Source organism: Aurantiacibacter atlanticus (assembly GCF_001077815.2).
GTDB lineage: Bacteria > Pseudomonadota > Alphaproteobacteria > Sphingomonadales > Sphingomonadaceae > Alteraurantiacibacter > Alteraurantiacibacter atlanticus.
In genome coordinates, this window is sequence record NZ_CP011310.1 from 696852 (window position 1) to 723012 (window position 26161).

The window sequence follows — 26161 nt, forward strand, 5'->3', positions numbered from 1 at the left end:
GTGTCAAAAATGAATGAACTGACCAAATTCACCAACCAGCTCTCCAAGCCGGAGACCTTCGACCAGATCCAGATCGGTCTGGCCTCGCCGGAGCGTATTCGCAGCTGGTCCTTCGGCGAAATCAAGAAGCCGGAAACCATTAACTACCGCACGTTCAAGCCTGAACGCGACGGCCTGTTCTGTGCCCGCATCTTCGGTCCGGTGAAGGATTACGAATGCCTGTGCGGCAAGTACAAGCGCATGAAATACAAGGGCGTCGTCTGCGAAAAGTGCGGCGTTGAAGTCACCGTGACCAAGGTCCGCCGTGAACGCATGGGCCATATCGAACTGGCCGCGCCGGTTGCGCATATCTGGTTCCTGAAATCGCTGCCGTCGCGCATCGGCCTGCTGCTCGACATGCAGTTGAAGCAGCTTGAACGCGTGCTGTATTTCGAAAGCTATATCGTCACCGAGCCCGGCCTCACGCCGATGGAAAAATTCCAGCTGCTGACCGAGGATGAACTGCTCGACGCGCAGGACGAATATGGCGAAGATGCCTTTACCGCCGGCATTGGTGCCGAAGCGGTCAAGATCATGCTGATGGACCTCGACCTGGAACAGGAAAAGGCCGATCTGCTGCACGAGCTGGAAACCACCAAATCCAAGCTCAAGCCCGCCAAGATCATCAAGCGTCTGAAGGTCGTCGAAAGCTTCATCGATTCGGGCAACCGTCCTGAGTGGATGATCCTTGAAGTCGTGCCGGTCATCCCGCCTGAACTGCGCCCGCTGGTGCCGCTGGATGGTGGCCGTTTCGCGACGTCGGATCTCAACGATCTTTATCGCCGCGTCATCAACCGTAATAATCGCCTGAAGCGCCTGATGGAATTGCGCGCGCCCGACATCATCGTGCGTAACGAAAAGCGCATGTTGCAGGAATCGGTGGATGCATTGTTCGACAATGGCCGTCGCGGCCGCGTGATCACGGGTGCCAACAAGCGTCCGCTGAAATCCCTGTCTGATATGCTCAAGGGCAAGCAGGGCCGTTTCCGCCAGAACCTCCTGGGTAAGCGCGTCGATTATTCGGGCCGTTCGGTCATCGTGACCGGACCGGAACTCAAGCTGCATCAATGCGGCCTGCCCAAGAAGATGGCCTTGGAACTGTTCAAGCCGTTCATCTACGCACGTCTCGATGCAAAGGGTCTGTCGATGACCTTGAAGCAGGCGAAGAAATGGGTCGAAAAGGAACGCAAGGAAGTCTGGGACATCCTCGACGAGGTGATCCGTGAACATCCCGTAATGCTCAACCGCGCACCCACGCTTCACCGTCTTGGCATCCAGGCGTTCGAGCCTGTGCTGATCGAAGGCAAGGCTATCCAGCTGCACCCGCTCGTCTGTTCGGCCTTCAACGCCGACTTTGACGGTGACCAGATGGCCGTCCACGTGCCGCTTTCGCTGGAAGCCCAGCTGGAAGCGCGCGTGCTGATGATGTCCACCAACAACATCCTTTCGCCTGCTAACGGCAAGCCGATCATCGTGCCTTCGCAGGACATGGTGCTGGGTCTGTATTACCTTTCGATGGACCGCGAAGGCGAGCCGGGCGAAGGCAAGGTGCTGGGCGACATCAACGAGGTGCATCAGGCACTCCACGTCGGGGCTGTCACCTATCACTCGAAGATCACCACCCGCGTCCCCCAGACGGATGAGGCCGGCAAGCAGTATATGCAGCGCGTCGAAACCACGCCGGGCCGCATGCTGATCGCAGAATGTCTGCCGAAGAACCACAAGGTGCCCTTCGATGTCGTCAACCGCCTTCTGACCAAGAAGGAAATCGGTGACGTGATCGATCAGGTCTATCGTCACACCGGCCAGAAGGACACGGTGCTGTTCGCCGATGCCATCATGACGCTGGGCTTCCGCCACGCGTTCAAGGCCGGCATCAGCTTTGGCAAGGACGACATGATCATTCCGGACACCAAGGACGGCATGATTGATGAAACCAAGGCGCTGGTTGCTGACTATGAGCAGCAGTATCAGGACGGCTTCATCACCCAGCAGGAAAAATACAACAAGGTGATCGACGCCTGGAGCCGTTGCGGTGACCAGGTGGCGGCTGCCATGATGGATGAGATCAAAGCCACGCCCAGGGACGAGCACGGGCGCGAAGCACAGGTTAATTCGATCTACATGATGAGCCATTCGGGCGCGCGTGGTAGCCCCGCGCAGATGAAGCAGCTTGCTGGTATGCGTGGCCTCATGGCCAAGCCTTCGGGCGAGATCATCGAAACCCCGATCATCTCGAACTTCAAGGAAGGCCTGACCGTTCTTGAATACTTCAACTCCACCCACGGTGCCCGTAAGGGCCTCGCGGACACCGCGCTCAAGACGGCGAACTCGGGTTATCTGACCCGTCGTCTCGTCGATGTGTCGCAGGACTGCGTGATCGTCGAAGAAAATTGCAAGACCAACAATGCGCTGGAAATGCGCGCCATCGTGCAGGGCGGCAGCGTGATCGCCTCCATCGGTGAGCGTATTCTGGGCCGCACCCTTGCCGAAGACATCGTCAATGCCTCCAATGACGAAGTGATCGTCAAGGCTGGTACGCTGGTGGACGAACCGATGGTGAAGCTGATCGAGGAGGCCGAAACACAGGTCGCCAAGATCCGCAGCCCGCTGGTATGCGAAGCTGAGCAGGGCGTTTGCGCGACCTGTTATGGCCGTGACCTTGCGCGTGGTACGCCCGTCAATATCGGTGAAGCTGTCGGCGTTATCGCGGCACAGTCCATCGGTGAGCCGGGTACCCAGCTGACTATGCGGACATTCCACATCGGCGGCGCGGCACAGGTGAATGAAACTTCGCACCTTGAATCGATTTCAGACGGCAAGGTCGTTTATCGCGACATGCCTACTATCACCGACAAGAAGGGCCGCCGCCTGTCGTTGGCCCGCAATGGTGAAATGGTGGTTGTCGATGCCGAAGGCCGTGAACGCGCCATTCACCGTGTGCCTTACGGCACCATGCTGATGCATGAGGACGGCGCCAAGGTGAAGGAAGGCGATCGCCTGGCTGAGTGGGATCCGTTCACCCTGCCGATCATCACTGAAACCGAAGGCGTCGTGCGCTATCAGGATCTTGTCGAAGGCAAGACCCTGGAAGAACGCGTCGACGAAGCAACCGGCATCGCCCAGCGCGTTGTGACCGAGCTTCGCTCCACCGGTCGTGCCAGCAAGGAAGACTTGCGTCCGCGCCTGACGTTGCTTGGTGATGACGATGCCAAGGGCACGGGCAAGAGCAAGAAGGAAGAGGAAACCGAAGCGCAGCGTTATATGCTGGCACCGGGCACCACGCTTTCTGTCGAGGACGGTCAGGAAGTGCAGGCAGGTGACATCCTGGCGCGTGCTTCGCGTGAAGCCTCCAAGACGCGCGACATCACCGGCGGTCTGCCGCGTGTTGCCGAGCTGTTCGAAGCGCGTATTCCGAAGGACGCCGCCGTGATCGCAAAGATCAGTGGCCGGATGGAATTCATCCGTGACTACAAGGCCAAGCGCAAGATCGCGATTGTGCCGGAAGAAGGCGATCCGGTGGAATATCTGGTGCCCAAGACCAAGGTGATCGACGTCCAGGAAGGCGATTTCGTCAAGAAGGGCGACACGCTGATTTCGGGCAGCCCCAATCCGCATGACATCCTTGATGTTCTGGGGATCGAGGCGCTGGCCGAATATCTCTGCACCGAGATCCAGGAAGTCTATCGACTGCAGGGCGTGAAGATCAACGACAAACACATTGAGGTGATTGTTCGCCAGATGCTGCAGAAGGTCGAGATCACCGATGGCGGCGACACCACGCTGCTGCCGGGTGAACAGGTCGATCACGAGGAAATGAACGAGATCAACTCCAAGCTGACCCGTAATAAGAAGCATGCCACCGGCACGCCGATTTTGCTGGGTATCACCAAGGCCAGCCTGCAGACCCGTTCGTTCATCTCTGCTGCCTCCTTCCAGGAAACCACGCGTGTGCTTACGCAAGCCGCGGTCGAAGGGAAGAAGGACACTTTGATCGGTCTGAAGGAAAATGTGATCGTGGGCCGCCTGATTCCGGCGGGCACGGGCGCTGGCATGAACCGTATGCGGGTCACCGCATCTTCGCGCGACGCGGCGATCCGCGCGCAATATAAGAAGATGAATGATGCGCTGGTTGCTGCCGAGGCAGCTGAACAGGCAGAAAAGGAAGCGGCAGTCGTCGCCGCCGATTCCGCCGAGGAACAGCATGATGCAGAACTGGCACGTGATGCCACAGACGCAGCGACAGGTGATGCCACCATGGCCACAATGATCGACAGTGGCACCGGTACCGATGCCGACGCTGGCGAGTATCTGCGCGAGGATGAAGGCACAGAGCCCGAAGCCATCGCCAAGGATGCAGAGGCCAAGGAAGAAGACACTAGGCAGGGCGGCGAGAGCGAGTAAGCTCCCTGCATCTTGCGGCACTTTGAAGAGGCCCCGAAGGATCGCTCCTTCGGGGCCTTTTTCTGGTCGATGCATTATTGCAGGTGAAGGAGACAAAGGATGCGTTCCCCCAGCGGAATGATCACAGCCACGCTTTCTGCTTTGGCCCTGATCGGCTGTTCGCCGCCGACAGGCGAAACGAAGCTGCCGACCGGCGTCAAAACCGTCGAGGTGCCAAGTGACAGCATTCTTGGAGAATATGTGGTGGTCCAGATTGATGGTGCGCCGCCGCTTATCAATATTGACGGATATCAGCCGATGATCACCATTGGTCCTCAGCGAATTCACTTCCAGTCGCAATGCATCTTTGCCGACTGGGAATGGTCGCGCACAGGCGATGTGATTGAGGCAGAGCCACGGCACGATCCAGGCTTCGCCATGTGCGAGCGCGGTCTTGCTCCGGGTGAAATTGCGATTCAGGACGCCTTTGCGTCACTCGAACAGATCGAGCGTGAAACCGCTGGCGCATTGATCGTGACAGGCTCTGGCCATCGGCTCGAATTGCAGCGTGCGCCTTCGTTGCCTGCAATCGCCAGCCTTGTGGGTGAATGGCGCGTGGCGGGCATAGATGGCCAGTCGCTCGATGAACCCCATGGTATCGCGTTAAGCGCGAACGAGGAAGAAATCTGGTGGGCGCCGCGCTGCGCAGGAATGATCTACAGCTACAAGATAGATGACACGGATTTCGCCACAGGCCCGCGCACCAGCCAACCGCCTGCCGATACGCGCACTCCGCCTCCTGTCTGCACGATCGGTCTGCCGCCGCGCTTGATCGATGTCACGCGCGTGCTGGATCAGGCGGAGCGGATCGGAAGGACGCCGGAAAACGGCGTACGTATCTCGGGAGGCGGTCGCTCGCTCACCCTGTTCTCGCAATAGGGGAGGCGAGCCGGGATATGCGCGGATTGGCGCACGCCTTTTCCCGTCACTCAACAGCACCGGAAAACGGCGCCGATGGTCCCATGACGAGGCGCGAGAATGATACTTGCGCGTAATCGCCATTGGCCTTGTCAATTGCCCAGTTGCCAGTGCCGTCGCAGCCCGCATACCAGAACCCTTCCGAGGTCCTGGTTGAACACTGATTATACGCGCTGGCCTTGAAATAGAGCGAATCGCCGCCGTAGCCCTGCGGATTGTCTTTCTCGTCCACGCCCTGCACCAGGCTGATCGCATGGCTCACGGCGCCAAGGCGTTCACTGGTGAATGTCACATACATCGTATTGCGGTGGACATTGATTTCATAGGTGAATTACTCACCCAGAGAGTTGCCGTTTTCGCCCGGATCTTCGGCATTGTCCCAGATGTTTTCCCATCCCGGAACGGCGATGTCACTGCGATCGGGATTGTCGCGCGCCAGATTGCGTTCATAGGTCCAGAAGACCGATCCTGTGTCTTGACCGGGAAATTTCTTGTAATAGATCTTGATCGGTTCGTTACCATAGCCAAAGCCGCTGCTGGTATCGTTATAGCCCACGGCGTAGATTTGCCCGACAACCACGGAATAGGCCGGGTTGCGATCGGGGTATTGCGTTTTCACCGCCACCTGATCAACGCTGACCGCGGCTTCCAGCCTGCCGCCTACCGAGCCGAATTTATGGGAATCGCGCCGCGCTTCGACAGCGAAATTATTGCCGCCGCCATGCGTGCCGATGCGGGTGCTGGTGCCGCGCAGCATCTGGCGCAGTTCGCTACGCGTATTGCTTGATCCCGAAGTGGTCGTCGCGCGGTTAGGCGCGGTGAAAACCATGTCACCTTCTGCATTGAGGTAAAAGAAATCAGGATGTGAAAAATCCTGTATATCGCCCACATCCACTTCATCCACCCGCCCGTCATCATCGCCATCAATCGGCAGGGTGATCTTCCAATAGGAAAGATCGAATGCACTGCCCGGCGGGGGAGTGTCCTGCGGACCTGCCAGTACGGCGGCGGGTAATCCGACCAGGCATGATGCAGCGATGGCGGATCTGGTAAGCAAGCTTGCCAGGATATTGGTCTTTCCCATTAGTCTGCTTCTTAGGTATGATATCCTATTCATGCTGAATGCCAAGCAACACAATTGGCCGCGCCTACCCAGCGTGCGTTTCGGTGCAGAATGAAGAAGGAGCGCGAGCGAAAATCTTTCCATGCGCAACACGCTCGGCTATCGGCGGGCGATGGACACGATCACCCGCTTCGCCCCATCGCCCACGGGCCGCCTGCATGTCGGCAATATCCGCACCGCGCTCCATAATTGGATGCTCGCCCGAAAGGCAGGCGGGCGTTTCATGTTGCGAATAGACGATACCGATGCAGAGCGTAGCGAGGAACATTTCGTCGATGCGGTCAGGGCTGATCTGGCATGGCTCGGGCTTGAGGCAGATGGCGAGGAACGTCAGTCTGCTCGCCTGGCGCTGTATGAGGATGCTTTTCAGAAGTTGAAGGATGCAGGCCGAGTCTATCCCGCTTTCGAAACACAGCAGGAACTGGAGCTCAAGCGCAAGATCCAGCTGGGGCGCGGGCTTCCGCCGATCTATGACCGCGCCGCCCTGAAATTGACTGAAGAGGAGCGTGCAGCAAATCAAGCTGCCGGGCTGGCTCCACACTGGCGTTTCCGGCTTGATCATGAAGAGGCGATCGGCTGGGATGATGGCGTACGCGGGGCGCAGAAATTCGATGCAGCCCAGCTTTCCGATCCTGTCATCCGCCGCGCCGATGGATCATGGCTCTATATGCTGCCCAGCGCCGTCGACGATATCGATATGGGCATCACCGATGTGCTGCGCGGCGAAGACCATGTGTCCAACACGGCAGTGCAGGTCCAGATGTTCACGGCATTGGGAGCGACCCCTCCGGCTTTTGCGCATGAGGCGCTGCTGGTCGGACGCGAGGGCAAATTGTCCAAGCGACTGGGATCCCTGGGCTGTGATGCATTTCGCGAACGCGACATGGAGCCAGAAGCGCTGGTGGCATTGCTGGCACGGTTGGGCACGTCCCTGCCAGTGGAGCCGATTGCGCAACGCCAGCCGCTGATCGACAGTTTCGATCTTGCCACATTTGGCCGGGCGCCTGCCAAATTCGACGATGCCGAGCTGGAGCGGGTGAACACCGCCATAGTCCACCAGATGAATTATGCCGATGTCAGCGATCGGCTGCCCGCAGGCATGGACGAGGCCGGATGGCACGCCATACGCCCCAATGTGGGGACAGTGGGCGAAGCCGCAAAATGGTGGGCTCTTGTCACAGGCCCCATCAAGCAACCCTCATTTTCAGCAGAGGATCGCGCTTTTCTGGCCGAAGCCGCGCAGCAGCTTGAGTGGGGAGACAATCCGTGGGCGAAGCTTACAACCCGTCTGAAGGAAAGCACCGGTCGAAAGGGTAAGGCGCTGTTCCTGCCGCTGCGTCAGGCGCTGACCGGCATGGACCACGGGCCCGACATGGCGGAATTGCTGCCGCTCATGGGCGAGCAAGAGGCGCGCGCGCGGTTGGCTGAGGCCTGATCTTCAGGCGCGAAGCGGCCTAGGCGTGCGATCCATCAGCCAGATCGAAACTGCTAGCGGCAGCAGGGAAACTATGCCGAAAACCGGATAACCCGAGGCAAAGATGAATAGGCTGGACAGGGCAAACCCTGCGGCGATCATCAGCAATCCGGCTTTCCGTATGCGCGGTATCATGCATATCAGCGCCCCACCGGCCTGCAAAATGCCGAAGGGAAGAAGCCAATTCAGATTGATTCCCAGCCCTGAATAGAACGCAATTTCGTCCGGCGCATGGGTCAATTTGGCGAAACCGGCCGCAAGACTGAGCAGGGCAAGAAGCACCAGCACGACTGCTTTAAAGACTTTCATCAACGCAACCCCTGAAACGTTTTGGCTTATAATTGCCACTGTTACGCCATTATGGGACCAAGGTGGTGTCAGACGCAACCGCTTTCGCCTTGCGCATAATGCCACTGGCCTTGCCCGACAGGCCTAATCAGCAAATTTTTCCGACCGGCAACAATTTCGCTTGCGCACGAGGAGAAATTCACTAATCGTTGTGATGTTACACTATCACCTATCGGGAAATTCCTCATTTCATGAAAATAGCTGCCATTGCTCTTCTCGCTTCTGCCGCAATGCCAATCAGTGCTTATGCGCAGACATCATCCACGCAGCCAGATTCCGAGGATGGAGAGGGCGAAAGCGTGACCGAAGAGGGGCGCAGCGAACCCGCGCTGGATGATCTGCATTCGGTGATTGTGGTCACTGCGGCAGGTATGGACCGGCTTGATATGATCGCTGGCACCTCTGTCATCACCGGCATGGAATTGCAGCGCGAAAGCAACGGACAGGTGGGTGAAGTGCTCGCCAGCCTGCCCGGTGTCACCGCCAGCGGCTTCGCGCCTGGTGCATCGCGCCCCGTTCTGCGCGGTTTTGGCGGAGAGCGCGTGCGCGTACTGACAGACGGCATTGGATCGCTGGATGCCTCGGGTGCCTCGGCCGATCATGCGGTGGTCGCCGATCCGCTAATTGCCGATAGGATAGAGGTGCTGCGCGGTCCGGCGGTGCTGCTTTATGGCAGCCAGGCCATTGGTGGCGCGGTCAATGTCATTACCAAACGTATCCCGCCGCGTATCCCGGACGAACCTATCCATATTGACGCGTTGGCAGGCTTCGATTCCGCATCCAATTTGCGCGAAGGTGGCATCTCTCTCGATGCGCCGATCGGCCGCTATTTCGCGGTGCATTTCGATGGCAGCTATCGCAATACCGATGACATTGAGATACCCGGCTTTGCCGCCTCACCATCCCTGCGCGCAGACCTTCTTGCCGATGCTACAGAGGAGGAGGAAGAGGGCCATTTGGACGAGGCGGAGGAGCTGCGCGAAGCGGCCGATATCCGTGACGTCCTGCCCAATAGCTATACCGAGACATACTCGCTCGGCACGGGAATCGCCCTTCATTCGGGCAGCAGCAATCTTGGTGTATCCTTTGATTACTTTGACACCAGCTACGGCGTCCCCGGCCTTCCTGGTGGTGGCCACGCGCATCACCATGAAGACGACGATCATGATGATGACGTCGAGGAGGAAGGCGAAGTGCCGGTCTCCATCGGAATGAAAAGATATCGCGTCGATCTGCGCGGCACCCTCGATCTTGGCACCGGTTTCTTTGACGAAGTGCAGACCCGCTGGGGTTGGTCCGATTACACGCATACCGAATTTGAAGGCGACGAGATAGGCACGGTGTTCGATGTGCAGGGCGTGGAAGGGCGCGTCGAACTCGTGCAGTCGCGCCGCAGCTTTGCGGGCGGAATGCTGAGCGGCGCACTTGGAGCGCAATATTCGCATGTCGATTTCGAAGCGACCGGCGAAGAGGCGTTCATCCCGCCCAATGTGACCGAGACATTTTCACTTTTCACGCTTCAGGAGCTGGACTTCGACCGCTTCGAGCTGGAATTGGGTGGCCGTTTTGAAACGACTTCGATCGAGGCAGAGGTGATGGGGCAGGATCGCAGCTTCGATACATTCTCTGCTGCGGCTGGTGCTTCCTATGCCTTGATCGGAAACTTTCGCGCTGGCCTCAACCTCTCTCGCACGCAACGCGCGCCTTCGGCGCAGGAACTGTTCGCAAGCGGTCCGCATATTGCCACCCAGCAATTCGAACTGGGCGATCCCGATCTGAACGTGGAATCCAGTTGGGGCAGCGAAGCCTATTTGCGTGGCGAAATCGGCGAGGTGAAAATCAACGCCAGCATCTATCGCAACTGGTTCGATGATTTCATCTATTTGTCTGCCACGGGCGATGAGGAGGACGGCCTGCCTGTCTATGCCTTCCGCCAGCAGGATGCGGATCAATGGGGTGTTGAAGGACAGATCACTTTCCCCGTCTGGGAAGGTGATGATTTCAGCCTGCTGGGTGATCTGCGCGGTGATTATACACGCGCCGAGCTGTCAGATGATAATGCCGTGCCGCGTATTCCCCCGCTCAGCCTGTCGGGCGCGCTTGAGGCGCGGTGGGCGCATTTCGATCTGCGTGGCGAAGTGGAATGGCACGATGATCATACTTTCACGGCCCCTTCCGAAACGGCGACCGACGGTTTTACATTCGTCAATATGTCGCTGGCCTGGCATCCGTTTGAAGGAGACGACAACCTCACCTTTATGGCGCAGGTGGACAATGTATTCGATACAGAGGGGCGGCGCGCTTCCAGCTTCACCAAGGACTTTGTGCCACTGGCGGGCCGCAATTTCCGCCTGAGCGCAAGGGCGAGCTTTTAGCCCCGGCTTTCAGGATTACAGCCTGGGCAGCGTCACCCCGCGCTGCCCCATATATTTGCCCGCCCTGTCAGCATAGGTGACTTCCGGGCGTTCATTGCCCTTGAGGAACAGGAACTGGCACGCACCTTCATTGGCGTAGATCTTGGCGGGCAGCGGCGTGGTGTTGGAAAACTCAAGCGTGACATGGCCTTCCCAACCCGGTTCCAGTGGGGTGACATTCACGATGATTCCACAGCGCGCATAGGTGCTTTTGCCAAGGCAGATGACCAGCACATTATCGGGGATGCGGAAATATTCTACCGTGCGCGCAAGAGCAAAGCTGTTGGGCGGTATGATGCAGACATCGGTCTGCCGGTCGACCAGCGAATTCCTGTCGAAATTCTTTGGATCGACGACTGCGCTATCGACATTGGTGAAGATCTTGAATTCATCTGCTACGCGCGCATCATAGCCATAGGAGCTCAGTCCATATGAAATGCATCCGTCGCGCCGCTGCGCCTCTGTAAAAGGCTCAATCATCGCGTGCGATTGCGCCTGTTTGCGAATCCATTTGTCGGAAAGAATTGCCATGGCCAAAGGGATTCCCGAAGTGCAGGGAAGGGGCAAGCTATCGGCGGAAAATATCCCCTCCTGTATGACGATACGCGGTCCCCGATCGGGCTGACTCTCGCCGGATGGAACCGTCAACGCATGGTTGATTAGATTGATTTTGTGAGGTTAGTTCGACGAATGTGGCGCCAGGGCATGAAGTTCGCGATAGCGACGGTGGCAACGCTGGCGTTGTTCGGGCTCGTCAGCCTCGGCTTTGATGCAAGCGCGGTGCGCGTATTCCTCGGCATCACACCTCCGCTCGATGTGCCCTATGTCGGAACGCGAAGCGCGATGGTGGATGCCATGCTCGACATGGCGGAGGTGGGCGCATCCGATCATGTCATTGATCTGGGAACAGGCGACGGGCGCATATTAATAGCGGCTGCGCGTGATCGTGGTGCAAGTGGGCTTGGGGTCGATCTTGACCCGACATTGATAGACAGCGCTGCGGCAGAGGCCGCAAAACTGGGTTTATCGGATCATTTGACCTTTCGCGAACAGGATTTGTTCGAAACGCCTCTGCACGAAGCCGATGTCGTGACCATGTTCCTGCTGCCGAGCGTGAATTTGCGCCTGCGCCCACGCCTCCTTGAACAGCTCAGACCGGGCACCCGCGTTGTCAGCAACAGGTTCAAAATGGGCGATTGGCGACCAGATGAAGTGCGCCGGGCCAGCGGATATCCCGCATATCTGTGGATCGTCCCCGCACAAATCGCAGGATCATGGCAGCTAAACTTTGAAGGAAGATCGATCCCGGTCGAACTTCAGCAGACCTTCCAGCAAGTGGATGGAACCGCGCTGATCAACGGCGAAGCCAGCGCGATCAGCCCCGTCTTGAAAGGTGATCGCTTGCGCTTCAGCATCGACCTTGCTGATGGAAAGCGGGTCTTTGAAGGCGTGGTGCAGGGCGATCGCCTGCTCCCGACTGACGGGGCGGAATGGATCGCCAGACGGCAGGCCGAATGATGCAGGGCGCACGCTGCGTTTCGCCATCAACTATACGCAGAACATTTGCCTGTTGCCGCGCGAAGGGGCTTCAGCGAATTTCCTGACAATCGTCGCGTGGTGTCACACGCCCGCCAGCAAGCTTGCATTACCGCCTGCCGCAGTCGTGTCGATCGTGGTGACTCGTTCAGTCGCAAACCTTGTGACATAATGCGGGCCGCCTGCCTTGGGGCCGGTGCCTGACAGGCCTTCGCCGCCAAACGGCTGGCTGCCGACAACTGCGCCGATCTGGTTGCGATTGACATAGAAATTGCCGACGCGAGCGTGGGATTCCACAAATTCGCGTGTCTCCGCAATGCGACTGTGGAGGCCTAGCGTCAGCCCGTATCCGGTCGCATTTATATCATCGATTACCTGCCGCATCGTTCCAACGGGATAGCGGACGATATGCAGGATCGGGCCAAATTGTTCCTCATCAAGATCGAGGATAGAGCCGATTTCGATAATCGTCGGGGCGACAAAGTGGCCATTCTCGCATTCGGTCGGCAGGGCGAGGCGCCAGACGGGGAAGCCCTCGGCATGCATTTCCTCCACATGGTTTTGCAGCTTTTCGCGTGCTTCGGCGTCAATCACTGGGCCAACATCAGTTTCCAGCCGTGCCGGATCGCCGATCACCAGCGATTCGAACGCACCCTTGATCATGCGCACCATGTCGTCTGCGACGTCATCCTGAATGAACAATACGCGCAAGGCCGAACAGCGTTGCCCCGCACTTTGAAAAGCGCTGGCGATGACATCCCGCGTCACCTGCTCGGGCAATGCGCTGCTGTCCACGATCAGCGCGTTTTGCCCGCCGGTTTCGGCAATCAGCGTGCCGATGGCGCCTTCACGTGCGGCGAGCGAGCGATTGATCGCATGCGCGGTCCCGGTTGAGCCAGTGAAAGCTACGCCCGCAATGCGCGGATCGGAAGTGAGCGCCGCGCCCACCTCGCCATCACCCGGAACAAATTGCAGCACGTCCTTGGGGATGCCTGCCTGATGGCACAGGTCAATTGCCAGCGCGGCGATTAGCGGGGTCTGTTCGGCAGGCTTGGCGAGTACTGTATTGCCTGCCGCCAGTGCGGCTGCGGCCGGCCCCATGAAAATGGCCAGCGGGAAATTCCACGGCGAAATCGTGGCAAATACACCCCGTCCGTGAAGGCGCAGCAGATTGGTCTCACCAGTGGGGCCGGGAAGCGGCTGCGGTGCGCCAAACAGCATGCGCGCCTCGCACGCGTAATAGCGCAGAAAATCCACCGCCTCGCGCACTTCCAGCACGCCGTCCATCACCGTCTTGCCCGCTTCGCGGCGGCAGAGATCGATAAGGCGCGCAGTATTGGCTTCGAGCAGGTCTGATGCGCGGTCCAGCAAGGCGGCGCGCGCTGCCCCGCCCATCGCATCCCACGTGGGTTGCGCGGCCACGGCGCGGGCGATAGCGAGATCGACATCGCGTTCGCTTGCCGGCATCCAGCTGCCCACTCGCTTGCCCGATTGCGGGGCGAGAACAGGCAAGGCCTTTCCGCCCGCATCAGCGCGCAGGGTAGGGGCCGCTAGGGGATCGTCCTGCCGCCAAAATTCAAGTTCTTCAGATAGCTTTTCGCGCACCAGCGGATCGGCGATGTCTACGCCTGCACTGTTGCGCCGGTTGGGATAGATATCGACCGGCAGCGGGATGGTGGGGTTGCGGCGCACTGCCATGCCGGAAAGCTCTGCCACCGGATCGGTGACCATCTCTGCCACGGGCACATCGGCATCGGCCATACGGTTGACGAAGGAGCTGTTGGCGCCGTTTTCCAGCAAACGCCGCACGAGATAGGCGAGCAATTCCTTGTGCCCGCCGACGGGCGCGTAAATCCTTACGCGGGTGCGCTTGTCGCCTTCCATTTGGGCCAGCGCGTCATACACTTCTTCGCCCATGCCGTGCAGCCGCTGAAATTCATAACCGGCCACGCCTTCTTCTTTCGCCAGCACCTTGATAGCGGCGATGGTATAGGCGTTATGTGTGGCGAAGGCGGAGTAGATGGCATCGTCTGCCTTCAGTAATTCACGCGCGCAGGCGAGATAGGACACATCGGTCGCCACCTTGCGGGTAAACACGGGATAATCGTCAAACCCGCCAATCTGGCTGTGCTTGATTTCCGCGTCCCAATAGGCGCCCTTGACCAGTCGCACGAACAGGCGGCGGTCATGTTTGCGGGCAGCGCGCGCCACCCAGCGGCACAGTGGCACCGCCCGTTTCTGATAGGCCTGGATGGCAAGGCCGAAGCCGTCCCATTGCTTGCCCGATTCCGTGGTGAACAGGTCATCATCGGCCAGCAGCGTCTCTATAATGTCGAGGCTCAGTTCCAGCCGCTCTGCTTCCTCGGCATCGACTGTGAAGTGCATGTCGGCTTCGCGCGCCTGGACCGCCAGTTCGCGCAATACCGGGAGGATATGCGCCTTGGCCGCCTCTGCATGGAAGAAATCATATTTGGGATAAAGCGCGGACAGCTTGACTGAAATGCCGGGGCCGCCGTGAACCCCGCCTTCTTCGCGTGCCAGCCGTTCTATTGCGCGGGAATAGGCCAGCCGGTATTTCTCGCCATCTTCCATCGTCATGGCCGCTTCGCCCAGCATATCGAAGCTATGCGCGAGATGGCGCTTGCGCTCGGGCGCGGCGCGCTTCATCGCCTCTTCGATCGTGCGGGCATAGACAAATTGTCCGCCAAGAATGCGCATGGCCTGTTGGACTGCCTGGCGGATCACCGGCTCGCCCAGCCGCCCGGTAGAGCGGCGCAGGGTATTGGCCAGTCCCGCTTCGCTACGGACACCACCGCGCAGGACCTCGCCCGTCAGCATAAGCGAGAAGGTGGCAGCATTGACGAAAACCGATTTGCTTTCGCCAAGATGTTCGGACCAGTCGACGCTGGCCAGCTTGTCACGGATCAGCGCATCGGCAGTTTCGGCATCAGGCACGCGCAGCAAGGCTTCAGCCAGGCACATCAGGGCAATGCCTTCTTCGGTGTTGAGGCCATAGGTCGCCATAAAAGCGTCCAGCCCCTTGCTTGTCCGTTTGCGTGCGCCTTCGATCAGACGGGTGGCAAATTCCGACGCCGGACCGTGGAGAGCAGCGACAGGCGCGGCCTGTTCAAGCCGCTCTGCAATGCAGGCTTCTTCATCCATGCGATAGCTGGAGCGGAGCGCGATTCGATCAATAGTCATGTACCAAGCCCCTTCGCATACGGTTTCAACCGCAAGCAAGCAAAGTTGATTGCAAAGAGGATCGATTGAAGCGGGGGTGAACTTTGAGATAGGGGCGAGGTCATGAAAATCATCTTCAGTCGCAAGGGGTTTGATAGCAGCGCAGGCGGCGGTCCGTCACCCATTGTGGATGGCCGTACGTTGAGCCTGCCGATCCCTGACAGCGCGGGTATTTCGCGCACCAGTTTCGCGGCACTTGGTCTGGACGAACACGCCAGACGTGCCAGCCACGGTAAGCTGCTTGGTACGAATGCTTGCCACAATGATCCCCTGTTCCTCCCCAATAGTCGCGCCCTGTTAGGCCAGTGCGGTGCGGCGCAGACGCACCTGGTCAATAATAAGGTCGGCGAAGGCGATCTGTTCCTGTTTTTCGGTTTATTCCGCGAAGATAGCTGCGCACCGCACCATCGGATCTTCGGATTTCTGGAGGTGAAGGAAGCTGTAGATGTTGCCACTTGCAGCCAGTCTGTCCGCGCTGATCTTGCCGCGCTCGATCACCCACATGCGCTGGCGATGCATGGGCGCAACGACATGATCTACTGCGGGCGCGGAGCTACAGGTGCGAGGGCGCTGGAGGAACTGCGGCTGACCGTTCCCGAAGGGCCGCCCAGCCTGTGGCAGGTGCCCGGCTGGCTGCGCCGGAAGGGTCTGAGTTATCATGGCAGGGAAGATCGCTGGATGCCGGACAACCGCCTGCAAAGCGTCGCCCGCGGACAGGAATTCGTCACCGATATCGCTGATTGCAAGGTGGGGAGAGACTGGGCAGCGCGCATAATCTCGTTGATAGAAGCCTAGTCGATCTCAGGCTCAGGCTCAGGCTCGGGCGCAGGCGCTTCATCGGCGATCCCATCGTCACCGTCATCGCGATTGAATATGTTAATAGCGGCATGGACGCGGGCCTCGACTTCCTTACGCGGTAGGCCCGGCTCTATCATCTCGCCAAAATGCCAGGTGATGACGCCCGGCCGCTTGAGACCGGAGCGGTAGAGCTTGCCACTATCGACCGCCACCGGCACCACCGGCAAGCCGAACAGCTTGTACAGTGCGGCAAAGCCCGATTGCAGCGGAGGCTGTGTGCCATGAGGAACCCGCGTGCCTTCGGGGAAGATCACGATGGGTCGCCCTTGTTTGAGCGCGGGACGGGCAGCTTTCAGCATGGAACGAAGCGCGCTCGCGCCTTGTTCGCGTGCCACCGGGATCAGCCCATAAGCCAGTGCCGCGCGGCCCCAGCCGGGAATGTCGAACAGTTCGCGCTTGGCCACGCCTGCGGGATGATCGAATGTATTCGCCATGGCGATCGCTTCAAAAAAGCTCTCATGCTTAATGGCATAGAGCGCTGGCTGGTCAGGGCGCGTGCCCGTTTCGCGAATGGTCAAGCCCAGTAAATGCGTGCAGCACCAATGATGCCATGCTGACCATGCATCGCACCACGGCCGCACCCATTTCGGATAGACATAGGAGAAACCGGCTGCCCCGAAGGACAGCACGAGTGAGCCGATGTAGAAAGCGATGCAAAAGGCGATATTGCGCAGCAGGATCATTGTATCATCCCAGCGCCTTCAGCGCCGTGACGGCGAGAAACTTGTGATATTCCACGAACAGCGTCGACAGGCTGACTTCGGAACGCACCGCATCCCGCAAGATCGTGATATTGTCGGGCAATTGGTCCGCCAGTTCCGCCTCGGCGCGGCGCATATGCCAGTCTGCTGTGACAAGTCGCAGCGAGGTATATTCCCGCTCTTCCATCCACTGCGCCGTTTCGCGGGCATTGCCGCGCGTATCGAGCGCCGAAAAGCCCAGCGTTACGCAGCAGTCCATGATCCGCACGGGCACTTCATATTCAGCTTCGAATTCGTCTGGCTGGACGGCGGGATCAACACCGGTCACCAGCAGCTTTTCTGCAGCGCCCAATTGCAGCACCTCCAGCCCGCGCTGAATGCGACCGCCGCTGCCGGTTGGCACGACGATAGCATCGGTCTGCGACAATGCGGCTGGCTGCGGCAGGCTGGCAGCGAAAATAACGAAGCCCAGTGCCCAGATTATAATTGGTATGGCAATGAAACGGCGGATCATCGGCTGGCCCCTACAGCATCCGTCGCAGCGCGGCGATCACGGTGAATCGCGCTGTGATCATGGCAAGCACGATCCCAAACAACGGAATGGCCGCGATTGCAACCCAGTCCAGCGGCCCAAAACCCCCACCGGCGACCAATCCCGATTCCAGCTGCGCGAACTGGCGACCAATCACGAATAGGGCTGCCAGCCCAAGCAGCAGTCCTGCCGCTCCGCCCAGGGCTGCATCCAGGCCGATGGAACGCTGGAAGATACTGGCGATCTGGCTGTCGGTCCCGCCAAGATGATGGATCACCTCTATCGTGTCCCTGTTGGAGCCGAGCGCGCTTCGCGCCGCCAGCCATACTGCTGCCGCACTGGTGAAGGCCAGCAAGACAATCATCCCAATGGCAAGTAACTGCAAGGCGCGGATGGCATCAAACACCGGCCCCAGCCAGCTTGCCTGTGCGTCAATGCGTGCCGCGGGTGCCAGAACCAGCAGTTCGGTGCGGATGGCGCGCAGGCGATTGGCTGTGAGAGGGCCTGAAAGGCGCACATCGACCATGGCGGGGATGGGTACGCCGTCCTCTTCTGCCAGGCCCACTTCGCCTAGCCACGGTTCCAGCAGATCGACCAGTTCTTCATCAGGCACGCGCCGCACCGAAGTCACATCGTCCCGATTGGAAAAGAAGGAGACCGCCCATTCTGCCTGCCGATCCCGCTCTGCCGGAGCCGCTTCGACGATCTGCACGGTGATACCGCCGGCGATCTCGTCCCGCGCGTTTGCGGCCAGATTGTTGAGCGCCAGTCCGGCGCCAGCGGCCATTACCGTCAGGGCGATCATGATAGCGATGACCCAAGGCATCGGGCCGGCAATGCGGGCTTGTTGCAACAAGCTGGCGGAATTGCCGAAGCGCGGCCTGCCCCGGCGAATGGGGGAAGGCGCGCTCATCCCTTCATCACTTCGCGCCTGGGGGGATAGCGCAGGGCGCCGGTGGGATCGGACAAGGCACCCTTGTCGAGCCGCATGATAAGCGAATCGGGGACTTTACGCAGCAGGTTTACGTCATGGGTGGCGACGACTACGGTCGTGCCCAGCCGGTTCAACGCCTCAAACAACCGAAGCAGCTTCAACGCCATTTCTGGATCGACATTGCCCGTCGGTTCATCTGCGACGAGAACTTCAGGACGGGCGATCACGGCACGGGCAATGGCCACACGCTGCTGTTCTCCTCCCGAAAGGGTTTGCGGGCGGGCATCCATCCGGTGTTGCAGGCCAACCCATTCCAGCACATCAGCCACAGGCTTGCGGATTTGCCCTTCGCTCATGCCCGAAATGCGCAGTGGCAATGCCACATTATCGAAGGCGGACAGGTGCTGGACCAGCCGGAAATCCTGAAATACCACGCCAATTCGTCGCCTGAAATCGGGCATGGCCTTGCGTGGCAGGGTAATCACATCATTGCCGAACATCCAAATCATCCCGCGCGAAGGGCGCTGCGCAAGATAAAGCAATTTGAGCATCGAGGTCTTGCCCGCACCGCTCGCCCCGGTGAGGAAATAGAAGCGGCCCGGATAGAGCGTGAAGGATATGTCGCTCAATACCTCACGGTCGGTGCCATAGCGCAGCCCGACATTGGCAAATTGAACAATGGAGCTTTCCGCGCTGGACATTCGGGTTAGCTAGGGCCTTGTGCGAATAACGGAAAGGGCAAGAAACGCCTGTCGAGGCACTATAGACGCTGGTGCTTGTGGAAAAAAGCCGCAAGAGGGTGATAAGCCCATTGCCAAACTTGTTGCATCGCAATGGTCGGGTTAGGAATTACGAATAGGCCCATGATCATCGAGTGCCCTGCCTGCACGACACGCTATGTCGTCCCCGATACCGCCATTGGCGTGGAAGGCCGCACTGTGCGCTGCGCGAAATGTCGCCACAGCTGGTTCCAGGATGGTCCAGTGCTGGAACGTCCACAGGAAGACACGGCAGCGCCCGCTGATGCACCGGCCCCTCCGCCGTCGGCTACTCAGGATGTGGCTGACGTTGATGCGCAGGACGCTGGCATTGCTGATGATGACACCTCAGCGGTAGAAGTAGCGCCGCAACCGACGCCTGCTCCGCCGTCCCCTGTCCCGCCGTCCCCTGTCGTACCCGATGAAATCCGCGCGCCGCAGGTGAGCATGGCGGATCAAGATTACCAGCAAACTTCGCATTTCGACCATGAACCGCCTTTCAGGCCGCGCCGCAATCCGCTCAAGCTCTGGACCTGGGCGGCGGCTATCTTTGCAATCATGGTGGCCGGGCTGATCGTTGCGGTTTCATATTGGGGTCTGCCGGATTGGGTGCAGGTTGATCAACCGACCTTCGCCGCGGGCAATCCCGATTTGCAGCTGGATTTCCCGCGTGAAAGGCAGGAACGGCGCACCTTATCCAATGGCACCGAGTTTTTTGGAGCGACCGGCACCATAACCAATGTCGGGACGCATACCGAAACAATCCCGTCAATCCTTATCGTGCTGCGCGATTCGCGCGGCCGCAAAGTGTATGACTGGGTGGTGCCACCACCACGGCGCACGCTGGCACCGGGCGAAGTGGTCGAAGTGAACGAGGCTGTCACCGACATCCCCCGCTCAGCCAGCGAAGTTCAATTCGGCTGGAAACCCGAATAATCGGCATTGCTGCGATACATGGTGATTAGCTGCTTGCAGGCCCAATGCCCTTTTGCTAGTGGCGCGCTCCTACCAAGGTAGGCTGATAAGCCTTTCCTTCTTCGATGTGCGGTCGTGGCGGAACTGGTAGACGCGCAACGTTGAGGTCGTTGTGGCCGAAAGGCCGTGGAAGTTCGAGTCTTCTCGACCGCACCAGACAGTCAGCCAAGCAGACATACTTTCGCCTTCGGGCGCCCTGAGCCATGAAAGTGGCGAGGTGGGCGTATGCATTTCTGTGGTGAGGGCGAGAAAGACCGCTTTCCTGGACAGAGGGCGGCCCACATTGGCCCGATCCTCTTTCTGAAAGCACTCTGCCCACGCTTGAAATTTAGCCAGCTGGTGGGCGCCAACCAGTTTGTGGCGACGATCTGCGACGCCTCTGACGCGTCGGCAAATATGGATAAATTCCGGAGCGGCAGGTTTAATCAAATCACTTTCTGAACGGCCATGATGATGGCATCGACATCGGCAGATGGGTTGGCCGACACGCATCTCAGCCATTCACTTCCTGCTATTGTTGTTCGAGAAGCAAGTCCGACAGGCAAGATCGCGCTGATTTGGTCAACGCTCTTGTCGCGGGGGCGCCAGACAACGACGCCGGTTTCTGGACGGCCGAACAATTCCAGGCGCTCGTCTTCCTCGACAAAGGCGGCAAACTTCTCTGCTGCCGCGAGGCAGGTATCCAGGCGCGACGCGATTCCATCACGGCCCCAGGCCCACAAGGTGGCGAAAAGCGGCACTGCCGCCGCACCGTGTGATCCGAGTAATCCGACATTTGGTGCAGCCAGGTAAGCTCCGCCAAATGAAAGCGCTGAATGTGCCGCTGTCGCATCGCGGAAGAAAACCAGTGCTGATTCCTTCGGTTGAAACAACCATTTGTGTGCCGAAACTGCAATTGAATCAGCGTGTTCAATGCCATCAAGAAGCCCTGCATGCGTTTCGCTAAGGCGCAGTGGCCCAGCCCATGCGGCGTCCACATGCGTCCATGCCGCTGACCCTGCAAGAATTAGGGGATCGATAACGCCTGTGGATGTTGCGCCTGCGACGAGTACGAGACATGACTGCTCCAGGTTGACCGCTGCTTCTGGCAGCATCCGGCCCTGGTCATCCGTAGGTAGCGGGCGAAACTGCAGGCCAAGCAGTCGCGCCGATTTCTCGATCGAAACATGCGCCGTGATCGGCGCGGCGACCTCTTCAATGCCTCGAATTTCACGTGCCGCCCAAAGCGCAGTCAAGTTCGCCACCGTCGATCCTGGCACCATGTGACCGCCATCCATTCCGAAAAACGGGGCAAGCCACGCAATGGTGAGTTCTTCAATTTTGCGGGCAATAGGTGCGGTTTCAGGATGTAAGAGATTCTGGTTCAGTCGCGCGTTCCAAAGCGCCATCGCCCATGTCAGCCACGGTGTTGGCGGGTCCATGTGGGCAAAGGAAAGTTCGCTATCAAGCCGGTGAGCACCGCCCAGTACCAGCGCGGCGAGATCGGGCAACAACTCCCGCTCGCCTGCACCAGCCTCGGGCAGATGGGCAGGCAAATCGTCAAAGGCGAAGGCAGGGGCGCCTGGCGTATGTTCGACAAGGAGCCGGACAGCTTCCAGAAGAGCATCATTTTCAACAGCAAATGATTTGTCGAGCGTGTTGATGTCTGGCGAAGACTGCATTTGCCGATGATAGCATCGGGCGGCATTTATGCACGACAAATGCTCGGTCTGCTGGTGTTACCGATATGAAGCTTGGTCGGCTTTCGAACGCTGCCAATCGATTTGCTAACGTCTCGAGACAGGGCGTTGGCGGACAGCCAGCTCTTCGCCCAACCAGCGCTCACAACCCGCCATTTGGCACGTCAACGCAGATGGCTGGTTCAAGGTTCATTGAAGCGTCAACCAGCTGTCACATATCGCTTCTAGGAGCCCCTTGATTCAATTCTAGGGGTTCTCAATGGTATTCTCGAAATCGCTTCTCGCCGGCGCAAGTGCGCTGGCTCTCGCTGTGCCTACTGCTGTTATAGCAGGTACTATTTCCGGCACGGTCATCGATGCGAGTGAAACTGTCGCACTTCGCGCGGCGCAAGTGCGCATTGTCGAGCTGGACCGCACGGCCGGCACGGAGCGTGACGGTTCATTCTATTTCGTAGATGTCCCAGCCGGCAGCTATACCATTGAGGTTCGCTATATCGGTGCGCCGACCACCACCCAGACGGTTACGGTATCGGAAACCGGGTTGGCCAATGCGGTGATACAAGTCGGCAGTCAGGGTTCTGCAAGCGAAATCCTGGTCATCGGCCAGGCGGCGAGCCTTGCCAGCTCACTGTCGCGCAAGCGTGATGCGGATGGCGTATCCGATGTGCTGACGCGCGATGCCATCGGCCAGTTCCCCGATCAGAACGTGGCCGAGAGTCTGCGCCGCCTGCCCGGCGTCAACGTGCTGAACGATCAGGGCGAGGGGCGCTTTGTTTCGGTGCGGGGCCTCAGCCCCAATCTCAACGCAACCTCGCTCAATGGCGTGCGGTTGCCATCGCCCGAAAGCGATACACGCGGCGTCGCGCTCGATGTCATATCGAGTGACATCATCGAATCCATCGACGTCAAGAAATCGCTGACGCCCGATATGGACGGCGATACGATTGGCGCCTCGATCGAGATTGAGACGACCAGCGCCTTCGATCGCCGCAAGGACCTGCTCACAATCAAGGCCGAAGGCAGTTATAACGAGCTTGCAGATGCAGTCTCACCCAAGGGCAGCGTCGATTTTTCTACCCGCGTAACTGACAATTTCGGCGTGTCCGGCGGTCTTTCCTATTACAATCGCGAATTCGAGACAGACAATGTCGAGGCGGACGATTGGAAGCAGGACGGGGATCTCGTTTACGCAGAGGAATTTCAATACCGCGATTACGATGTCGAACGTGAACGGATCAGCGCGACCCTGGGCCTCGATTTCCGGGCGGGGGAAAGTACAGAACTTTACGTCCGCGGCATCTATAGTCAGTTTGACGATCAGGAATTTCGCCGCCGTCTGACATTCGATCTTGGTGATGCCGGTGTCTCGGGCAGTACCGAGGCATTGGTGTTCAGCGATGACGAGGCGATCACGGTCGAACGTGACATAAAGGACCGCTTCGAAAGCCAGAAAATTCGCAGCCTGACATTCGGCGGGGAGAGCGCATGGGGCGGCTGGTTTGCGGATTATTCTGCCAGCTGGGCCAAATCGACCGAGAGGGAGAACGGCAGCGTTGACCCCACCCAGTTCGAGCGTGAATTCGAGCAAGAGGGCTTGCAGCTCGGCTTCGACGTTTCCGACGCCCGTGTGCCGCTCTATTCCGTGCTTTCCGATCCGGGCGACTTCTTCACCCCGTCCGCTTACGAGTTGAATGACGTGGAGTTTGTCGCCCTGTCCTCTGCGCAGGACGAGGAATTCAGCGTGCAACTCGATGTCGGACACGAATTCTTGAGCGACGCCGGTACGTTCACTGTGCAGGGCGGCTTCAAGGGGCGCTGGCGCGAGAAATCCTTCGATGCGACTGTCGAATTTTACGAGACGGACGACTATACTCTGGCCGATGCGCTCGGCATGCGGCAGACTTACAGCCTGGACGATATCTCCCCGCTGCCCGGCTACACCGAAGCGACCGACTTCTTCCATGCCAATTTCGATCAGTTCGAATTGCAGGAAATCGACAGCCAGTTCGATTCCGCTGTCTCCGATTTCTCTGTCGATGAGGATATTCTGGCAGGATATCTGCTCGGCCGGTGGGAAAGCTCCGATCTGAGGGTTATTGCCGGCGTGCGTTATGAGAACACGTCGAATGTCCTGCGCGGCAATGATGTGCTGCTGGTGGAAGAGGACGGTGTTCTGCCGGGTGGAGGCATGGCGGCAGACGATACCGTCATCGTGATACCTATCGCTATCGATAAGGACTATGATCACTGGCTGCCCAGCGTGAACCTTCGCTACGAAGCGGCACCTGACGTGATCCTGCGCGCAGCAGCCTATCGTTCCATCGTTCGGCCCGGCCCGTTTCAGCAGGCCCCGCGCATTGCTGTCGAAGAAGCGGATGACGGGGAGCGCGAAGGTGAATTTGGCAATCCCGACCTGCGCCCGGCCGAGGCATGGAATTTCGATGCCGCTGCGGAATATTATCTCAGCTCCAATGGTGCGGTCTTCGCTTCATTCTTTTACAAGAGCCTCGATGATTTCATTTATGAGCAGAACAGCGATGCAGGCGGTGTCTTCCGCGGTGTGGCTTTTGATGAAGCGACGATCCTGAGCAATGGCCAGGACGGCGAGATCTTCGGTATCGAGCTTGGTTATGCACATACGCTGGAAGGCGCGCTGGACGGCATCGTGCTGCAGGCTAACTACACCTTCACCGATAGCAGCGGGGAAGTCGCGACGATTGCCAGTGACGGCCCGCGTTCGATTTCCCTCCCCACCACATCTCGGCATACGGCGAACTTCTCGGTCGGCTATGACAAGGGCCCGATCGACGTTCGCCTGTCGGGCACTTACCGCGACAAATATCTTGATGAACTGTCTGACGTCGAGGAACTCGACCGCTATGTTGACGATCACTTCCAGCTCGATCTCAGCGCGAAATACCGGGTTACTGAAGGCATCCAGCTTTTTTATGAGTGGGTGAATATCAACAATGCGAAATACTTCGCCTATAACGAGCTGGGAGGGCGGCGTAACATCTACCAGTTTGAAGAGTATAACTGGACGATGAAATTCGGCGCACGGGTGACGTTCTGATGCGAATAGGGTCCCACACGCCAGTCGCACTGGTCGCAGCCATCCTGCTTTCTTCATGCGCGACGATGCCCGCCACCGGCGATCCGGCAGTGGCCGTCTATGCATCTGCAGAGACGGTTCCGGTTGGCACTGCGAATGAAGACGCTGCCGATGATCCGGCAATCTGGCGCAATGCCACCAGCCCCGCTGACAGCCTGGTGGTGGCGACCGACAAGAAGGGCGGTCTGTACGTCTATGATCTTTCTGGGCAAGTGGCACATTTCCTTGCCCGTCCGGCGCTCAACAATGTCGATCTTGTTGATATGGGAGACGATGGCGTGATCGTCTTCGCCAGCGACCGGAGCGATCTGGACAATGCAAAGATCGCCCTCTTTCTTCTCGACACAAGCACTGCAAGCTTGACCGAGCTGGCGACTCTGCCTTCCGGTCAGGGCGAAGCATATGGCATTTGCGGTTATGAAGAGGATGGCAGCCTCATTATTTATACCGCACCCAAGGAAGGCAATATTGGCGAATGGCGGATCAGCCTGTCCGGCCCACCCTCGATCGAAGCCTTGCGCTCAATGCGCGTGCCCAGTCAGCCTGAAGGTTGCGTGGTCGATAAGCGCGACGGGACATTGTATATTGGCGAGGAAGCGGGCGGTATCTGGCGTTTCGCATCAGGCGTGATCGAGGGTGAGCTGGTCGCAGCAGTCGACAATCGAAGCCTTGTTGCAGACCTTGAAGGCCTGGCGCTGGTTCCCGAGGGCGACGCAGGCGGATGGCTCTATGCTTCAAGCCAGGGCGACAATAGCTACATGCGGTATGCGCTGCCGGACATGGAACCTGCCGGTCGGTTCCGTATTGCTGCCGGCCTTTATGGCAGCACTGAAGAAACAGATGGTATTGAGGCCATGCGCGGGGATTTTGGTCCCGGCTTCCCCGGCGGATTGTTCATTGCTCAGGACGGCCAGAATGGATCGGATGCGCAAAATTTCAAATTCGTACCACTTGGAGAGATCGAGAAGGCTCTATCGGGCACAATTGCCCGATAAAGTCGCGATGCGATTGAAGAATTACGCATCGGGCCACTAAAGAGCAATCGCAGGTTCAATTGCTGACGTGGTAAAGATGGCC

Annotated in this window: 17 protein-coding genes, 1 tRNA gene and 1 pseudogene; 10 read left to right on the top strand and 9 right to left on the bottom strand. The window is 58.8% G+C overall.

What is annotated here, in order from left to right; translation table 11 throughout:
* The first annotated feature begins 9 nt into the window (after positions 1-9).
* Both rpoC and CP97_RS03445 read left to right on the top strand, forming a co-directional pair.
* Positions 10-4443: a DNA-directed RNA polymerase subunit beta' gene (rpoC, locus tag CP97_RS03440; RefSeq protein WP_048884801.1), complete on the top strand. Its 4434-nt coding sequence runs from the start codon at positions 10-12 to the stop codon at positions 4441-4443.
* A 99-nt stretch (positions 4444-4542) separates the two neighbouring features.
* On the top strand, positions 4543-5361 hold the full coding sequence (locus tag CP97_RS03445; RefSeq protein ID WP_048884802.1) for a hypothetical protein: 819 nt from the start codon (positions 4543-4545) through the stop codon (positions 5359-5361).
* Between the two features lie 46 nt (positions 5362-5407).
* Here the strand turns inward: CP97_RS03445 and CP97_RS03450 are convergent.
* Positions 5408-6607: pseudogene (locus CP97_RS03450) on the bottom strand (polysaccharide lyase family 7 protein).
* A gap of 28 nt (positions 6608-6635) precedes the next feature.
* Here CP97_RS03450 and gltX point away from each other — a divergent pair.
* Complete coding sequence (gene gltX, locus CP97_RS03455; protein WP_048886685.1) at positions 6636-7958, top strand: glutamate--tRNA ligase; 1323 nt, start codon at positions 6636-6638, stop codon at positions 7956-7958.
* 3 nt (positions 7959-7961) lie between these two features.
* Here the strand turns inward: gltX and CP97_RS03460 are convergent, their stop codons facing one another.
* Positions 7962-8306 (bottom strand): hypothetical protein, encoded by a 345-nt coding sequence (locus CP97_RS03460; RefSeq protein ID WP_048884803.1) that lies wholly within the window; start codon positions 8304-8306, stop codon positions 7962-7964.
* Positions 8307-8536: 230 nt separating this feature from the next.
* Here CP97_RS03460 and CP97_RS03465 point away from each other — a divergent pair, with 230 nt between their 5' ends.
* Positions 8537-10720 (top strand): TonB-dependent receptor, encoded by a 2184-nt coding sequence (locus CP97_RS03465; protein WP_048884804.1) that lies wholly within the window; start codon positions 8537-8539, stop codon positions 10718-10720.
* A gap of 15 nt (positions 10721-10735) precedes the next feature.
* On the opposite strand, the gene dcd is transcribed toward CP97_RS03465, so the two are convergent.
* Positions 10736-11290: a dCTP deaminase gene (gene dcd, locus CP97_RS03470; RefSeq protein WP_048884805.1), complete on the bottom strand. Its 555-nt coding sequence runs from the start codon at positions 11288-11290 to the stop codon at positions 10736-10738.
* Positions 11291-11464: 174 nt separating this feature from the next.
* Here dcd and CP97_RS03475 point away from each other — a divergent pair, with 174 nt between their 5' ends.
* A complete protein-coding gene (locus tag CP97_RS03475) occupies positions 11465-12277 on the top strand; it encodes an SAM-dependent methyltransferase (protein ID WP_063612489.1) in 813 nt (270 codons plus the stop codon).
* A 102-nt stretch (positions 12278-12379) separates the two neighbouring features.
* Here the strand turns inward: CP97_RS03475 and putA are convergent, their stop codons facing one another.
* Positions 12380-15496 carry a bifunctional proline dehydrogenase/L-glutamate gamma-semialdehyde dehydrogenase PutA gene (gene putA / locus CP97_RS03480; RefSeq protein WP_048884806.1) on the bottom strand — a complete coding sequence of 1039 codons (3117 nt, stop codon included), beginning with the start codon at positions 15494-15496 and terminating at the stop codon, positions 12380-12382.
* Between the two features lie 102 nt (positions 15497-15598).
* On the opposite strand from putA, the gene CP97_RS03485 reads away from it, so the two are divergent.
* Positions 15599-16330, top strand: a complete 732-nt coding sequence (locus CP97_RS03485) for an Nmad3 family putative nucleotide modification protein (RefSeq protein WP_048884807.1) — start codon at positions 15599-15601, stop codon at positions 16328-16330.
* Here the strand turns inward: CP97_RS03485 and CP97_RS03490 are convergent.
* The 4 genes from CP97_RS03490 to ftsE are packed head-to-tail and all read right to left on the bottom strand — an operon-like array spanning position 16327 to position 19261.
* Complete coding sequence (locus tag CP97_RS03490; protein WP_063612346.1) at positions 16327-17076, bottom strand: lysophospholipid acyltransferase family protein; 750 nt, start codon at positions 17074-17076, stop codon at positions 16327-16329. The two genes, CP97_RS03485 and CP97_RS03490, sit on opposite strands and share 4 nt — an antisense overlap.
* A gap of 4 nt (positions 17077-17080) precedes the next feature.
* Positions 17081-17608: a YdcF family protein gene (locus CP97_RS03495; protein WP_048884808.1), complete on the bottom strand. Its 528-nt coding sequence runs from the start codon at positions 17606-17608 to the stop codon at positions 17081-17083.
* A 10-nt stretch (positions 17609-17618) separates the two neighbouring features.
* Complete coding sequence (locus CP97_RS03500) at positions 17619-18539, bottom strand: cell division protein FtsX (protein WP_048884809.1); 921 nt, start codon at positions 18537-18539, stop codon at positions 17619-17621.
* Complete coding sequence (gene ftsE, locus CP97_RS03505; protein WP_048884810.1) at positions 18536-19261, bottom strand: cell division ATP-binding protein FtsE; 726 nt, start codon at positions 19259-19261, stop codon at positions 18536-18538. The genes CP97_RS03500 and ftsE overlap by 4 nt, the downstream gene beginning before the upstream one ends.
* Positions 19262-19423: 162 nt before the next feature.
* Between ftsE and CP97_RS03510 the strand changes: the two genes are divergently transcribed.
* Positions 19424-20254 carry a zinc-ribbon domain-containing protein gene (locus tag CP97_RS03510; RefSeq protein WP_048884811.1) on the top strand — a complete coding sequence of 277 codons (831 nt, stop codon included), beginning with the start codon at positions 19424-19426 and terminating at the stop codon, positions 20252-20254.
* A 108-nt stretch (positions 20255-20362) separates the two neighbouring features.
* A tRNA-Leu gene (locus tag CP97_RS03515) sits at positions 20363-20449 on the top strand.
* Between the two features lie 269 nt (positions 20450-20718).
* On the opposite strand, the gene CP97_RS03525 is transcribed toward CP97_RS03515, so the two are convergent.
* The gene (locus tag CP97_RS03525) at positions 20719-21954 is read right to left on the bottom strand and encodes a pyridoxal phosphate-dependent decarboxylase family protein (RefSeq protein ID WP_048884813.1); all 1236 of its coding nucleotides are present in this window, start codon (positions 21952-21954) and stop codon (positions 20719-20721) included.
* 277 nt (positions 21955-22231) lie between these two features.
* On the opposite strand from CP97_RS03525, the gene CP97_RS03530 reads away from it, so the two are divergent.
* Positions 22232-25045, top strand: a complete 2814-nt coding sequence (locus tag CP97_RS03530) for a TonB-dependent receptor (protein ID WP_048884814.1) — start codon at positions 22232-22234, stop codon at positions 25043-25045.
* Positions 25045-26079, top strand: coding sequence for a phytase (locus tag CP97_RS03535; RefSeq protein WP_048884815.1), 1035 nt, complete (start codon positions 25045-25047; stop codon positions 26077-26079). Before CP97_RS03530 ends, CP97_RS03535 begins: the two co-directional genes overlap by 1 nt.
* The last annotated feature ends 82 nt before the right edge of the window (positions 26080-26161 follow it).